12 protein-coding genes and 1 riboswitch are annotated in these 13,267 nt (G+C 66.4%); of the genes, 9 read left to right on the top strand and 3 right to left on the bottom strand.

The features are described from left to right. Position 1: 1 nt before the first annotated feature. The 4 genes from BTE28158_RS28380 to metF all read left to right on the top strand — a co-directional run bounded on the left by BTE28158_RS28380 (position 2) and on the right by metF (position 3,705). The gene (locus tag BTE28158_RS28380) at positions 2-736 is read left to right on the top strand and encodes an RNA polymerase sigma factor FliA (RefSeq protein ID WP_059452641.1); all 735 of its coding nucleotides are present in this window, start codon (positions 2-4) and stop codon (positions 734-736) included. A gap of 84 nt (positions 737-820) precedes the next feature. Next, a riboswitch (S-adenosyl-L-homocysteine riboswitch) is annotated at positions 821-937 on the top strand. A gap of 34 nt (positions 938-971) precedes the next feature. Continuing rightward, complete coding sequence (gene ahcY, locus BTE28158_RS28375) at positions 972-2,390, top strand: adenosylhomocysteinase (protein WP_059533465.1); 1,419 nt, start codon at positions 972-974, stop codon at positions 2,388-2,390. A 106-nt stretch (positions 2,391-2,496) separates the two neighbouring features. Beyond that, positions 2,497-2,850 carry a phage holin family protein gene (locus BTE28158_RS28370; protein ID WP_006477367.1) on the top strand — a complete coding sequence of 118 codons (354 nt, stop codon included), beginning with the start codon at positions 2,497-2,499 and terminating at the stop codon, positions 2,848-2,850. 24 nt (positions 2,851-2,874) lie between these two features. Further along, a complete protein-coding gene (gene metF / locus BTE28158_RS28365; protein WP_059601901.1) occupies positions 2,875-3,705 on the top strand; it encodes a methylenetetrahydrofolate reductase [NAD(P)H] in 831 nt (276 codons plus the stop codon). 89 nt (positions 3,706-3,794) lie between these two features. Here the strand turns inward: metF and BTE28158_RS28360 are convergent, their stop codons facing one another. Further along, complete coding sequence (locus BTE28158_RS28360; RefSeq protein ID WP_151051525.1) at positions 3,795-5,273, bottom strand: amidase; 1,479 nt, start codon at positions 5,271-5,273, stop codon at positions 3,795-3,797. 81 nt (positions 5,274-5,354) lie between these two features. Then, complete coding sequence (locus BTE28158_RS28355; protein WP_151051523.1) at positions 5,355-6,047, bottom strand: dienelactone hydrolase family protein; 693 nt, start codon at positions 6,045-6,047, stop codon at positions 5,355-5,357. Between the two features lie 270 nt (positions 6,048-6,317). Here BTE28158_RS28355 and BTE28158_RS28350 point away from each other — a divergent pair, with 270 nt between their 5' ends. Both BTE28158_RS28350 and BTE28158_RS28345 read left to right on the top strand, forming a co-directional pair. Continuing rightward, entirely contained in the window at positions 6,318-7,397 is a 1,080-nt protein-coding gene (locus BTE28158_RS28350) for an NAD(P)H-dependent flavin oxidoreductase (RefSeq protein WP_151051521.1), read from the top strand. 419 nt (positions 7,398-7,816) lie between these two features. Next, on the top strand, positions 7,817-8,959 hold the full coding sequence (locus BTE28158_RS28345) for a branched-chain amino acid ABC transporter substrate-binding protein (protein WP_059601894.1): 1,143 nt from the start codon (positions 7,817-7,819) through the stop codon (positions 8,957-8,959). A 101-nt stretch (positions 8,960-9,060) separates the two neighbouring features. On the opposite strand, the gene BTE28158_RS28340 is transcribed toward BTE28158_RS28345, so the two are convergent. Beyond that, positions 9,061-10,275: an MFS transporter gene (locus BTE28158_RS28340; RefSeq protein ID WP_174920201.1), complete on the bottom strand. Its 1,215-nt coding sequence runs from the start codon at positions 10,273-10,275 to the stop codon at positions 9,061-9,063. A 276-nt stretch (positions 10,276-10,551) separates the two neighbouring features. Here BTE28158_RS28340 and BTE28158_RS28335 point away from each other — a divergent pair, with 276 nt between their 5' ends. The 3 genes from BTE28158_RS28335 (at position 10,552) to BTE28158_RS28325 (ending at position 13,253) form a co-directional block, all read left to right on the top strand. Then, positions 10,552-11,211 (top strand): HugZ family pyridoxamine 5'-phosphate oxidase, encoded by a 660-nt coding sequence (locus BTE28158_RS28335; protein WP_151050112.1) that lies wholly within the window; start codon positions 10,552-10,554, stop codon positions 11,209-11,211. A gap of 354 nt (positions 11,212-11,565) precedes the next feature. Then, the gene (locus tag BTE28158_RS28330; protein WP_006491875.1) at positions 11,566-11,859 is read left to right on the top strand and encodes an H-NS histone family protein; all 294 of its coding nucleotides are present in this window, start codon (positions 11,566-11,568) and stop codon (positions 11,857-11,859) included. Between the two features lie 236 nt (positions 11,860-12,095). Beyond that, complete coding sequence (locus BTE28158_RS28325; protein ID WP_059601887.1) at positions 12,096-13,253, top strand: cation diffusion facilitator family transporter; 1,158 nt, start codon at positions 12,096-12,098, stop codon at positions 13,251-13,253. Positions 13,254-13,267 lie beyond the last annotated feature (14 nt).

Raw genomic sequence — 13,267 nt, 5'->3', positions numbered from 1 at the left:
CATGATGTACAACGCTCAAGGAAAGATGACCCAGGCCGACGTGCTCGCGCAATACGCGCCGCTCGTGCGGCGCCTGGGGCTGCAGCTCGTCGCGAAGATGCCGGCGAGCGTCGATCTCGACGACCTGATCCAGGCCGGCATGATCGGCCTGATGGACGCGGCCGGCCGCTACAAGGAAGACCAGGGCGCGCAGTTCGAGACCTACGCGACCCAGCGCATCCGTGGCGCGATGCTCGACGAGCTGCGCAGCAACGACTGGCTGCCGCGCAGCCTGCGCAAGACGTCGCGCGAGGTCGAGTACGCGGTGCACCAGGTCGAGCAGCAGCTCGGCCGCTCGGCGAGCGAGACCGAGATCGCGCAGCACCTGAAGATGCCGCTCGACGAATACCAGGGGATGCTGCAGGACCTGCACGGCAGCCAGCTCATCTATTACGAGGATTTCGATCGCGCGGCCGACGACGAGCCGTTCCTCGACCGCTATCGCGTCGATCACGCCGATCCGTTGTCGTCGCTGCTCGACGAACACCTGCGCGAGGCGCTCGTCGAAGCGATCGAGCGGCTGCCCGAGCGCGAGAAGCTGCTGATGTCGCTGTACTACGAGCGCGGGCTGAACCTGCGCGAGATCGGCGCGGTGCTCGAGGTGAGCGAATCGCGCGTGTGTCAGCTGCACAGCCAGGCCGTCGCGCGCCTGCGCGCGCGGTTGCGCGAACAGGCATGGGTCGGCGCCGAGAACTGACCCTTTCATGACGCCCGCGCGCGCCGACGCCGCGCGCGGTGCATGGCGCGCATTTCCCGCGCCGATTTGCTACAATCCCTCCCGTTTTCCGAGGAGCGTTGCGACGGACCATCCTGCGTCCGCCAGGCTCGGAAAGCTTCACCAAGCAGCCGTGCGGCATCATTCGCGCCGGCCCCGCTTCCTGAACGGCGCTCACGTCACCAATTTCTAGAACTTTTTTAGAAAGGAGGGCGTGATGAACGCCATTATCGATTCCCAGGCTTCCAAGGATTACATCGTCGCCGACATGGCGCTTGCCGGCTGGGGCCGCAAGGAACTGAACATCGCCGAGACCGAAATGCCGGGCCTCGTGCAGATCCGCGACGAATACAAGGCGCAGCAGCCGCTGAAGGGCGCGCGCATCGCAGGTTCGCTGCACATGACGATCCAGACCGGCGTGCTGATCGAGACGCTGAAGGCGCTCGGCGCCGATGTCCGCTGGGCGTCGTGCAACATCTTCTCGACGCAGGACCATGCCGCTGCCGCGATCGTCGAAGCCGGCACGCCGGTGTTCGCGTTCAAGGGCGAGTCGCTCGACGAATACTGGGAGTTCTCGCACCGCATCTTCGAATGGCCGAACGGCGAATTCGCGAACATGATCCTGGACGACGGCGGCGACGCAACGCTGCTGCTGATCCTCGGCTCGAAGGCCGAGAAGGACCGTTCGGTGATCGCGAAGCCGACCAACGAGGAAGAAGTCGCGCTCTTCAAGTCGATCGCGAAGCACCTCGACGCCGATCCGACCTGGTACTCGACGCGCCTCGCGCACATCAAGGGCGTGACCGAAGAAACCACGACCGGCGTGCATCGCCTGTACCAGATGGAAAAGGACGGCCGCCTGCCGTTCCCGGCGTTCAACGTGAACGACTCGGTCACGAAGTCGAAGTTCGACAACCTGTACGGCTGCCGCGAGTCGCTCGTCGACGGCATCAAGCGCGCGACCGACGTGATGATCGCGGGCAAGGTCGCGGTCGTCGCGGGCTACGGCGACGTGGGCAAGGGCTGCGCGCAATCGCTGCGCGGCCTGGGCGCGACCGTGTGGGTCACGGAAATCGATCCGATCTGCGCGCTGCAGGCGGCGATGGAAGGCTACCGCGTCGTGACGATGGAATACGCGGCCGACAAGGCCGACATCTTCGTGACGGCGACCGGCAACTACCACGTGATCAACCACGATCACATGAAGGCGATGCGCCACAACGCGATCGTCTGCAACATCGGCCACTTCGACTCGGAAATCGACGTCGCGTCGACCCGCCAGTATCAGTGGGAAAACATCAAGCCGCAGGTCGACCACATCATCTTCCCGGACGGCAAGCGCGTGATCCTGCTGGCCGAAGGCCGCCTCGTGAACCTCGGCTGCGCGACCGGCCACCCGTCGTTCGTGATGTCGAACTCGTTCGCGAACCAGACGCTCGCGCAGATCGAACTCTTCACGCGCGGCGAACAGTACGAGAACAAGGTGTACGTGCTGCCGAAGCATCTCGATGAAAAGGTCGCGCGCCTGCACCTCGCGCGCATCGGCGCGAACCTGTCCGTGCTGTCGGACGAGCAGGCTTCGTACATCGGCGTGCAGAAGGACGGCCCGTTCAAGCCGAACCACTACCGCTACTGATGCACCGCCGCCGCCGCGCCGCACGCGCCCCGCAGCGGGCGTGCGCGGTGCGGCGGCCGGCCGCGGTCACCGACCGACCAGATCGACAACCGAACCGGAGCCCTCCATGAGCGTCATCCTCACCTGGGTCATCAACGCCCTCGCGCTGCTGATCATCACGTACCTCGTGCCGTCGATCCACATCAAGAGCTTCGGCACCGCGCTGATCATCGCGGTCGTGCTCGGCCTCATCAACACGGTGATCCGTCCGGTGCTGATCCTGCTGACGCTGCCGGTCACGATCGTCACGCTCGGGGTGTTCATCCTCGTCGTGAACGCGTTGTGCTTCTGGTTCGCGTCGTCGCTGCTGAAGGGTTTCGAGGTGTCGGGTTTCTGGTCGGCGTTCTTCGGTTCGATCCTGTACAGCATCGTGTCGTGGCTGCTGTCCGCGCTGATCTTCGGGCAGCGCGACATCGGCTGACGGCCGCGCCCATTCTTGCGAATCATGAAATCGATCGAACTCTCGTTTGAATTCTTCCCGCCGAAGACGGCGGACGGCGTCGAGAAGTTGCGCGCGACGCGTGCGCAGCTGCTGCCGCTGAAGCCGAAATTCGTCTCCGTGACGTTCGGCGCCGGTGGCTCGACGCAACAGGGCACGCTCGATACCGTGCTCGACATGCAGAAGGACGGCCTCGAGGCCGCGCCGCACCTGTCGTGCATCGGCTCGTCGCGCGACAGCCTGCGCGCGATCCTCGACCAGTACCGCTCGCACGGCATCCGCCATATCGTCGCGCTGCGCGGCGACTTGCCGTCGGGGATGGGCGAGGTCGGCGAGCTGCGCTATGCGTCCGAGCTCGTCAGCTTCATCCGCGCCGAGCATGGCGACTGGTTCCACATCGAAGTGGCCGGCTATCCGGAATACCACCCGCAATCGCGCTCGCCGAAGGCCGATCTCGAGAACTTCGCGCGCAAGGTGAAAGCCGGCGCGAATTCCGCGATCACGCAGTATTTCTTCAACGCCGACGCGTATTTCCGCTTCGTCGACGATGCGCGCAAGCTGGGTGTGGACGTGCCGATCGTGCCGGGCATCATGCCGATCACGAACTTCTCGCAGCTGATGCGCTTCTCGGAAATGTGCGGCGCGGAAGTGCCGCGCTGGGTCGCGCGCCGGCTCGAAAGCTTCGGTGACGATCGCGACGCGATCCGTGCGTTCGGCGCGGATGTCGTCACGAGCCTGTGCCAGCGCCTGATCGACGCGGGCGTGCCGGGTCTGCACTTCTATACGCTGAACGCGGCGACCGCCACGCGGACGATCTGCGAACGGCTCGCGATGTAAGCGCCGCCTCGCGTTTTGCATGTGCGAAAGCCCCGCCGGTCCTGCCGGCGGGGCTTTTTTTTCGATGTTTGCGGAAGCGGCCGCGCGCGTCAGCGCTGCGCCTGCATCAGCGGCGGACGCCGGTCGAACCACGGCCGCGCCTGTTCGAGCTGCCGCGCGAGTTTCAGCAGCAACGCCTCGTCGGCGTGGCGCGCGACGAACTGCACGCCGATCGGCAGGCCGCGCGCGTTCCAGTAGAGCGGCACCGACATCGCCGGCTGGCCCGTCAGGTTGAACAGCTCGGTGCAGCCGGCCCATGCGAACGCCTTCTCCGAAGCCTTCGCGAGCATTTCCCGCAGCAGCGGTTTGACCGGCAGCGCGCCGAGCAGCTTCATCTGCGCGGCTTCGAGCGGCGTCGGCTGCAGCTCGCCGATCTTGACCGGCGGCCCCGCGAGCGTCGCGCACAGGATCGCGTCGTAGCGCGACACGAGGCCCGCGACCTGCACGGTGAGCTGGCGCTGCCATTCGAGCACGTCCGGCAGGCGCGCGCGGGCGATGCGCCTGCCGACGACGGCCATCGCCCACGTCGCCGGTTCGAACTCCGCGCGCTTCGGCGTGCGCCCGGTCACCGCGCGCGCACCCAGCACCATCTCCTCGGCGATCGTCGCCCACAGCGTGAGAAAGGTTTCGGCCGCGCGTGCGTAGTCGATGTTCAGCGTCGCCGGCTCGACGTGATGACCGAGCGATTCGACGAGCGCGGCCGCGTCGTCGAGCGCCGCGCGCGTGTCGTCGGAGAGCGCCGGCGCGAGCATCGGGTCGACGACGAGGCCGATCCGCAGCGGCCCGGGCGGTGTGTCGAGCTCGCCCAGAAAGGTGCCGGGCGCGCCGGGCGGCAGCGTCTGGCCGGTCGTCACGTCGAGGAGCAGCGCGCTGTCGCGCACGCTGCGCGAAACTGCATGCTGGACGACCAGCTCGCCGTTCGACGGCAAGTCGACCAGCACTGGATTGCGGCTCGGTTTCAGGCCGAACAGCCCGCAGCACGACGCCGGAATCCGGATCGAGCCGCCGCCGTCGGACGCATGCGCGAGCGGCACGATGCCTGCCGCGACGGCCGCGGCCGCGCCGCCGCTCGAGCCGCCGGGCGTGTGATCGAGGTTCCACGGATTGCGGCACGCGCCGAACAGTTCGGGTTCGGTGTACGGCATCTGGCCGATTTCCGACGTGTTGGTCTTGCCGAACACGTTGAGTCCCGCCGCGCGGCTGCGCGCGATCACCGGTGAGTCGTCGGCGGGGACGAAGTAGCGATAGTGGCGGCTGCCCATCGACAACGGCAGCCCCGCGACCGCCGCGCCGAGATCCTTGACGAGATACGGGACACCCGCGAACGGCGCATCGGTGCTGGTAGCGATGGCCGAATCCGCCCGCTTGCGCGCATCGTCGTAGTCCTGCAGCACGATCGCGTTGATCGCGCCGTTCACCGCTTCGGCCTGGCCGATCGCGGCGTCCAGCAGTTCGCGCGGGCTCGCCTTGCCCTCGCGCACGAGTGCGGCAAGCCCGATCGCGTCATGCGCGAGATAGTCCGAGTGCATCGCAGTCACCCCCGTTGTGACCCGTGGCGATGAAAGGAGGATAACGCGGGCCCGACGTGCCGGGCCCGCTGCCGGCTGCCGTTACACGTGCTCGGCGAGGAACGTCAGCGTGCGGCCGTGCGCGAGCGCCGACGCGCGCTGGTTGTACGACGCGCGATCGGTGCAGTTGAAGCCGTGTTCGGCGCCCGGATACAGGTGGAACGATGCGTTGTGGCGGCCCGCGAACGCGGCCTTCACCTGCTCGACCGCGTCGAGGGGGATTCCGTGGTCGTTCTCCGCGTAGTGGAACAGGATCGGCTGCGTGACCTTGCCGGCAAGGTCGAGCGCATTCTGGATACCGCCGCCGTAATAGGCGACCGCCGCATCGACCTTGCCGGCCGCGGCCGCGCGGTACGCGAGCTGGCCGCCGAAGCAGTAGCCGATCGCGGCGACCTTGCCGGCGACTTCGGGGCGCGCGCGCAACGCGTCGGCGGCCGCGCCGATATCCGCGACCGCGAGACCGACGTCGGTCTTCTTCATCAGTTCGATGCCCTTGTCGCGATCGGCGCCTTCGTAGGTCAGTTCGACGCGCGGCTGCGTGCGCCAGAAGACGTCCGGCGCGAGCGCGACGAAGCCGTCGGCCGCGTACTGGTCGGCGACCGCGCGGATGTGTGAGTTAACGCCGAAGATCTCCTGGATGATGATGACGGCGGGGCCCTTGCCGCGCTTGGGCAGCGCGAGGTAGCCACCGAAGCTGTCGTTACCGGTCGGGATGTCGATCCATTGGGCAGTCACGTTGGAACTCCTGGCGAACGGGTGCGCGACGTGCGCACCGCGGATGGAAAAAAGGGCGGCCTAGTGTGCCACCAATCCGGTGGCGCTGCAGCGCGCAAGCGGCGCGCCTGGCGGGTGTGTGCGCGTGTCGAATCCGCGTCTCGGACCCGCTTCTCGCGCAGCGATCGTTTCGATCTCGATTATTCATTTTTCGGCGATGCGCCGCTTCGATAGAGTCGATGTGTAGGCCTTTACAAAGCGCTTTCGTACATCGTCATCGAAGGATTCGCCATGTCCACCCGTGCATTTTCCACGCCGTTTTCCGAGCGCTTCGGCCTGCGCCTGCCGCTCGTGCAGGCGCCGATGGTCGGCGCGACCACGGCCGCGATGGTCGCGGCCGCATCCAGTGCCGGCGCGCTCGGCAGTCTCGGCGCCGGCGCGTTCGAGCCGGATCGTCTCGCGACCGAAGTCGCCACCATTCGCGCGGCGACCGCGCGTCCGTTTGCCGTGAACCTGTTCGTGTTGCCCGAGGCCGTGCCCGACGCGGCGACCGTCGCACGTGCGCTCGCCGCGATCGATCCGTTGAACGCGACGCTCGGGCTGCCGCCGGGCACCGCGCCCGCGCGCTATGCACCCGACTTCCGCGCGCAATTCGACGCGCTCGTCGCGCTGCGCGTGCCGGTCGCGAGCTTCACGTTCGGCGTGCTCGACGCGGCCGACGTCGCGCGCCTGAAGGCCGCCGGTACCTACGTGATCGGCACCGCGACGCACGTCGCCGAAGGGCTCGCGTGGCAGGCGGCCGGGGCCGATGCGCTGTCCGCGCAGGGCGCCGAAGCCGGCGGCCATCGCGGTACCTTCATCGGCTCGGCCGACGATGCGCTGATCGGCACGCTCGCGCTGGTGCCGCAGCTCGTCGATGCGACCGGCCTGCCCGTGCTCGCCGCGGGCGGCATCATGGACGGCCGCGGGATCGCCGCCGCGCTCGCGCTCGGCGCGCAGGGCGCGCAGCTCGGCACCGCGTTCCTGACCTGTGCGGAAAGCGCGATCGCGGCGGACTGGAAAGCGCGGCTGCTCGCGAGCGCCGATACGTCGACGCAGGTCACGCGCGCGATCACGGGCCGCCATGCGCGCGGATTGCGCAATACGCTGATGATGCGGCTCGGCGAACGCGTGGCCGACGCCGCGCCGTATCCGGTGCAGAACGCGCTGACCCAGCCGCTGCGCCAGGCCGCCGCGCGCGCGAACGACGGCGACTACCTGTCGCTGTGGGCCGGGCAGGGCGCACCGCTCGCGCGACGGCGCGCCGCCGCGCTGACGACGTCGCAACTCGTCGACGCGCTCGACGCCGAATGGCGCGCAACGGCCGCCTGACCGGCCCGTATCGAAGCGAGAGAAGCGCGTGTTGTCACGCGCTTTTCATTCAATGATCCCGCGCACAAAATACCGAATCGAAATGACGCGAGAATGCTTTGAATCAACCTTTCATCCGGTCGTCCGAAATTAGCGGAAACCCTTATCTGGTGGGACTTGCAGCGAATTCGAGGATTCGTTCCAAAGCGCCCGTATCGGTAGTGTTACCACTACCCCAAAAAAGTCCCACAAATTAATTTGATCACCTACACTTGCGCGCAAGTACGGGCGGGCGGCCGCTACAAGCGGCTGTTTCCCTACGTGCTTGAGGCCAAGTGCATGAACGATGCAACCGGCGAATCGTCCAGTGAATGCAAACACAGGGATGGCAGCGGGGCACCGGGCGATGGCGTTTTTTGGGACCGAAACTGGAGACTTACATGAATATCAAGATGCAAAAGCTGTTGCCGATCACCGCAGCTGCGATGCTGTGTGCTGCAGCTGCAGGCAACGCAGCCGCCGATCAAGTCGTCAAGATCGGCCACGTCGCGCCGTTGACGGGCGGCATTGCACACCTGGGCAAGGACAACGAAAACGGCGCGCGTCTCGCAGTCGAGGAGATCAACGCCAAGGGTCTTACGATCGGCGGCCAGAAAATCACGCTGCAACTCGACCCGCAGGATGACGCGGCCGACCCGCGCCAGGCCACGCAGGTTGCGCAGAAGCTCGTCGACGACAAGGTCGTTGCGGTGGTTGGCCACCTGAACTCGGGCACGTCGATCCCGGCCTCGAAGATCTACAGCGATGCGGGCATCGTTCAGATCTCGCCGTCGGCGACCAACCCGGCTTATACGCAGCAAGGCTTCAAGACCACGTATCGCGTGGTGGCGACCGATGCGCAGCAGGGCCCGGCACTCGCGAACTACGCGCACTCGAAGGGCATCAAGAGCGTCGCGGTGGTCGACGATTCGACCGCATACGGCCAGGGTCTCGCGAACGAGTTCGAGAAGAAGGCGAAGGCGCTCGGCCTGAAGGTGATGTCGCACGACGCGACCAACGACAAGGCGGTCGACTTCCGCGCGATTCTGACCAAGATCAAGGGCGAGAATCCGGACGCGATCATGTACGGCGGCATGGACGCCACCGGCGGCCCGTTCGCGAAACAGGCAAAGCAGCTCGGCCTGCGCGCGAAGATCTTCGCGGGCGACGGCGTGTGCACGGAAAAGCTGGCCGACCTGGCCGGCGACGCGACCGACAACGTCGTGTGCTCGGAAGCCGGTGCTTCGCTCGAGAAGATGGCGGGCGGCGCGGCGTTCAAGGCGAAGTACGAGAAGCGCTTCGGCCAGCCGATCCAGATCTACGCACCGTTCACGTACGACGCCGTGTACATCATCGTCGATGCGATGAAGCGCGCGAACTCGACGGACCCGGCGAAGATTCTCGCGGCGATGCCGGCGACGAACTACTCGGGCGTGATCGGCACGACGACCTTCGACTCGAAGGGCGACCTGCGGCACGGCGTGATCTCGCTGTACAACTACAAGAACGGCAAGAAGTCGCTGCTCGACGAAGTGAAGATGTAAGCTGAAAAGCGGTCGACAGAAGGGGTGAAGGCGCGCCTGCGGCAACGCAGGCGCGCTTTCTTTTTGGCGATCTCGCAGCGGGTGGCCGGCTCGCCGCGCGGTCAGATCTTCAGGTGCGCGAGCACCTTCGGCGCGACGGCCGCGACGAGCGCCGCGCACAGCGCGACGACCGACAGGCCGACGGTCAGGTTCACGGCCTGCGCGACCGCACCGATCACGACCGGACCGAACAGCAACCCGAAATACGCGAGTCCGGCCACGTGCGCGAGCCCTTCGGCCGCGTGGATGCCTTTGACGCGCGCGGCGGCGGCGAACAGCACGGGCATCATGTTCGCGAGGCCGAGGCCCATCAGCGTGAAGCCCGTCAGCACGGCGATCGGGTTCGGCAGCAGCAGCGCGCCGATCATCCCGGCGCACGCGAGCGACGCGCTCGCGAACACGAGCTGCGGCGCGCCGAAACGCGCGCGCACCGCGTCGCCCGCGAAGCGCGCGATCGCCATCCCGCCGGAGAATGCTGCATAGGCCGCGCTCGCGAGCGCGGGGCTCGCCGCGACGACGTCGCGCATGTAGACCGTCGCCCAGTCGTACATCGCCCCTTCGGCGATCAGCGCGATCAGCGCGATGCCGCCGAGCATCCACAGCGCGGGCGAGCGCCAGCGGTTGCCGCCGCCGTGCGTGTATTCGTGATGCGGCACGTGCGGCAGCACGGCCGGGCTCGCGACGAGCAGCACGGCCGCGCTGACGGCCGCCGCGAGCGCGAGATGCACGGCCGGCGCCATGCCGGCCGACAGCAGCGCGCCGCCGGCCGCCGCCCCCGACATCCCGCCGATGCTGAACATCCCGTGCAGCGACGACATGATCGGCTTGCCGAGCGCGATCTCGACCGCGCTCGCCTCCGCGTTCATCGCGACGTCGAGCGTCGCCATCGAGAAGCCGAACAGCGCGAGCACGACGAGCAGCATCCAGTAATCGGGCACGGCGAGGATCAGCGCCGCGCACGCGGCCATCACGAGCCCGCCCGCGAGGCACGCGGTGCGCGAGCCGACGCGCGCGATCCAGCGCGCGATCGTGAGCATCGCGGCGATCGAGCCGCCCGCGACCGCGAACAGCGCGATCGACAGCAGCCCCGGGCTCAATGCGAACTTGTCGCGCACGGTCGGCACGTGCACGCCCCACGACGCGTACATCATGCCGGCGATGAAGAACAGTGCCATCGTGGCCGTGCGTGCGCGCTGGCGGACCGGCAAGGCCAGCAGGCGATGCGCGTCGGGCGGCGCGGCGAAGTCGGACGAGGATCGGGAGGAAGTTTCGGACACGGGGCGCTCTTGAATGGACGATGCGCGGGCGCGTCGCGCCCGTCGGATTGGTCCGATTCTATCGAACCGCTTACGGTCTTGCCGGCGTGCTGGCCGTTTGGCCGATCAGGCTTCGGCGCGCACGCCGCTTGCGCGGTCCGCGTCCGCCATCCGGCCGATGCCCGGCGGGACGCAGCCGCGAGTAACATCGGTGCGCAGGCGGCGTGCCCGAAGCGTTCCAGTGCGGCGCGTCATCGCCCCCGTTGCCGCTCAGGCTTTCCGACCGCAGGAGTCACCGTGAACATCGATCCCACCCTTGCCCTGCACCTGCTGCACCGTTGCGCGCTCGGCACGCTCGCGACCCACGCGCGCGACCCGCAAGGCTTTCCCTATCCGACGGTCGTGCCGTTCGCACCCGATGCGAATCATCGACCCGTGATTCTCGTGAGCGGCCTTGCCGAGCATACGCGCAACCTTGCCGCCGATCCGCGCGCGGGATTCCTCGTCGTCGACGCGCCGGACGGCGACGTGCTGAACGCCGAGCGCGCGACACTGCTCGGCCGCTTCATGTCGCTCGGCGACGATCCGCATGTGGCCGCGCGCTACACGCGTTACGAACCCGATGCCGCACGCTACCTCGCGCTCGGCGATTTCACGTTCTGGGCACTCGACATCGAGCGGCTGCGCTATATCGGCGGATTCGGCCGGATGGGCTGGGTGGACGGCACCGGCCTCGATGCGCTGCCGCCGCTTGGTTTCGACGAAGAACGGGCGTTGTGGGAGGCGTACGACTCGAGCGATGCGCGCCGCGACGGGCTCGACCTGCTCGGCGTCGATCGCCACGGAGCCGACTGGCGCTGCGACAACCGCCGCGTGCGCACGCCCTTCGATTCAGTGCCGGGCGACGCCGGTGCGTTGCGCGAACGGTTGATTGCCTGCGCTCGGGAGGTGACGTGATGCAGGGATACGGATATGTCTGAATAACGCCTCGCGCCGTACGATATTTCCGAACTTGTCGCCGGATGAAAGCTTTGATTTTCCCACATGCAGGGTAATTGCGTATGCTGATAGGCCGATTACCGGATCGATAATGTCCTAATCTCTATGCAAGTGCGTAAAAACTTGAGAAAAGGCCGCGGCCGGTCAAAATGACGTGCGTGAATTGCAATTGGTCTCGGGATTTTCATGAATCTCGCTTCTATCAAATCTTTTTTGTGCTAATCTCTGCCTTCGAAAATCCGAGGCACATATATTTCATGAATGGTGAGCTGGCAACAGACCGGCCCCATTGGTCAGATAGAAAGGGAAACTATGTCTTCTTACAAGGACCTGCTGGCCCAGCGGGAGAAGCTGGAGAAGCAAATCGAAGAAGCGAAGTCGCGTGAATACGCTGAAGTGCTGAATGACGTGAAGCAGAAAATTGCCGACTACGGCTTTTCGCTCGCCGAACTCGGTCTCAGCCGCGCGAAGGCAGGTAAGGTCGGCCGTCCGCGCGCAGGCGTGGCCGCGAAATACCGTGATCCGGAAACGGGCGCGACGTGGTCGGGCCGCGGCAAGCCGCCGCGCTGGATCGCTGGCAAGAACCGCGAACAGTTTGCGATTTAAACGATCGTTTAAGTCGACGTCTCGAAAAGAGCCGCGCATCCGTCGAGGAGCGCGGCTTTTTGCATTCCGGCACCGGATTGTATGCGTTTTGTCATGAAAGTGTCAGGCGCGGGTGTGAATGAAAATGCAACCCGTTCGCATAAGCGGTTGATTTGAATGGAAAATTTTGGGTTATCGGAATGCCGGGCGGACTTCGTTTGATAGAATTCCGTATCACAACCGATATCTAGCATTTCATGTCCACGTTTTCCGACGACGCGCAAAGCGCAGATAAGCACGCGGTCGCGCGCAAGAGCACCCTCGTTAGTATTGTGCTGAATGTGGTGCTCGCGACGTTTCAGATCGTCGTCGGCGTGGTTGCGCATTCGCAGGCATTGATTGCCGATGGCATCCATTCGATTTCCGATCTGATCTCGGATTTTGTCGTACTGGTGGCCAATCGCCATAGTGGTGCATCGCCGGATGCCGATCACAATTACGGACACAGCCGCTATGAAACCGTCGCGTCGCTGTTTCTCGGCGCGATCCTGATCGCCGTCGGCATCGGCATGCTCTGGCGCGCCGGCGACCGGCTCGTGAATCTCGAAAACATCCCGGCCGTCCATTTTTCCGCGTTGATCGTCGCGCTGACCGTGCTCGTGTCGAAAGAGGCGCTGTTCCGCTACATGCTGCGCGAGGCTCGGCGCGTGCGTTCGGCGATGCTCGTCGCGAACGCGTGGCATGCGCGCTCGGACGCCGCATCGTCGCTCGTCGTCGCGATCGGCATCGTCGGCAGTCTCGCCGGCGTGCGGCTGCTCGACCCGATCGCTGCGGCGATCGTCGGTTTCATGGTCGCGCGCATGGGCTGGACGTTCGGCTATGACGCACTTCAGGACCTGTCGGATCGTGCACTCGACACCGCCGATACGGCCGAGATCCGCGCGCTGCTCGAGGCGACGCCGGGCGTGCGCGACGTGCACGACCTGCGCACCCGCAAGATGGGCGATGCGGCGCTCGTCGACGCGCACATCCTTGTCGATCCGATGATCTCCGTCTCCGAAGGCCATTACATCGCGGAAACCGCACGTGCGCGCGTGCTGCGCGACCCGCGCGTGCTCGACGCGCTGATCCACGTCGATCCGGAGAACGACACGGCGCGCCGGCCGGCGCTCGCGCTGCCGCCGCGCGCCGAGATCGCGGCGCGGCTCGAGGCCGCGCTCGCGCAACGTGGGCTGCATCCGGCCGCGATCAACCTGCACTATCTGAGCACGGGGCTCGAGATCGACGTGACGCTCGACGCCGGCGCAGGCGATACCGACGCGTCGCTGGCCGGCCGGCTCGATGTCGACGCGCTGAAGCGGCAGTTCGGCGCGCGTCGGATCGGCTTCACGCGCGGATTGCCCGCGCAGGCCTGAGGGCATCGGCGACC

The sequence above is a fragment of the Burkholderia diffusa genome, from assembly GCF_902499115.1.
GTDB lineage: Bacteria > Pseudomonadota > Gammaproteobacteria > Burkholderiales > Burkholderiaceae > Burkholderia > Burkholderia diffusa.
Note: the sequence above shows the minus strand (reverse complement) of the source record. Positions and strands in the feature narration are given on the sequence as shown.

Coding starts and splice junctions, on each gene's coding strand:
- BTE28158_RS28325 (WP_059601887.1), top strand. CDS start 12,096: ATGTCCACGTTTTCCGACGACGCGCAAAGCGCAGATAAGCACGCGGTC.
- BTE28158_RS28345 (WP_059601894.1), top strand. CDS start 7,817: ATGAATATCAAGATGCAAAAGCTGTTGCCGATCACCGCAGCTGCGATG.
- BTE28158_RS28360 (WP_151051525.1), bottom strand. CDS start 5,273: ATGCACTCGGACTATCTCGCGCATGACGCGATCGGGCTTGCCGCACTC.
- BTE28158_RS28330 (WP_006491875.1), top strand. CDS start 11,566: ATGTCTTCTTACAAGGACCTGCTGGCCCAGCGGGAGAAGCTGGAGAAG.
- BTE28158_RS28380 (WP_059452641.1), top strand. CDS start 2: ATGATGTACAACGCTCAAGGAAAGATGACCCAGGCCGACGTGCTCGCG.
- BTE28158_RS28370 (WP_006477367.1), top strand. CDS start 2,497: ATGAGCGTCATCCTCACCTGGGTCATCAACGCCCTCGCGCTGCTGATC.
- BTE28158_RS28350 (WP_151051521.1), top strand. CDS start 6,318: ATGTCCACCCGTGCATTTTCCACGCCGTTTTCCGAGCGCTTCGGCCTG.
- metF (WP_059601901.1), top strand. CDS start 2,875: ATGAAATCGATCGAACTCTCGTTTGAATTCTTCCCGCCGAAGACGGCG.
- ahcY (WP_059533465.1), top strand. CDS start 972: ATGAACGCCATTATCGATTCCCAGGCTTCCAAGGATTACATCGTCGCC.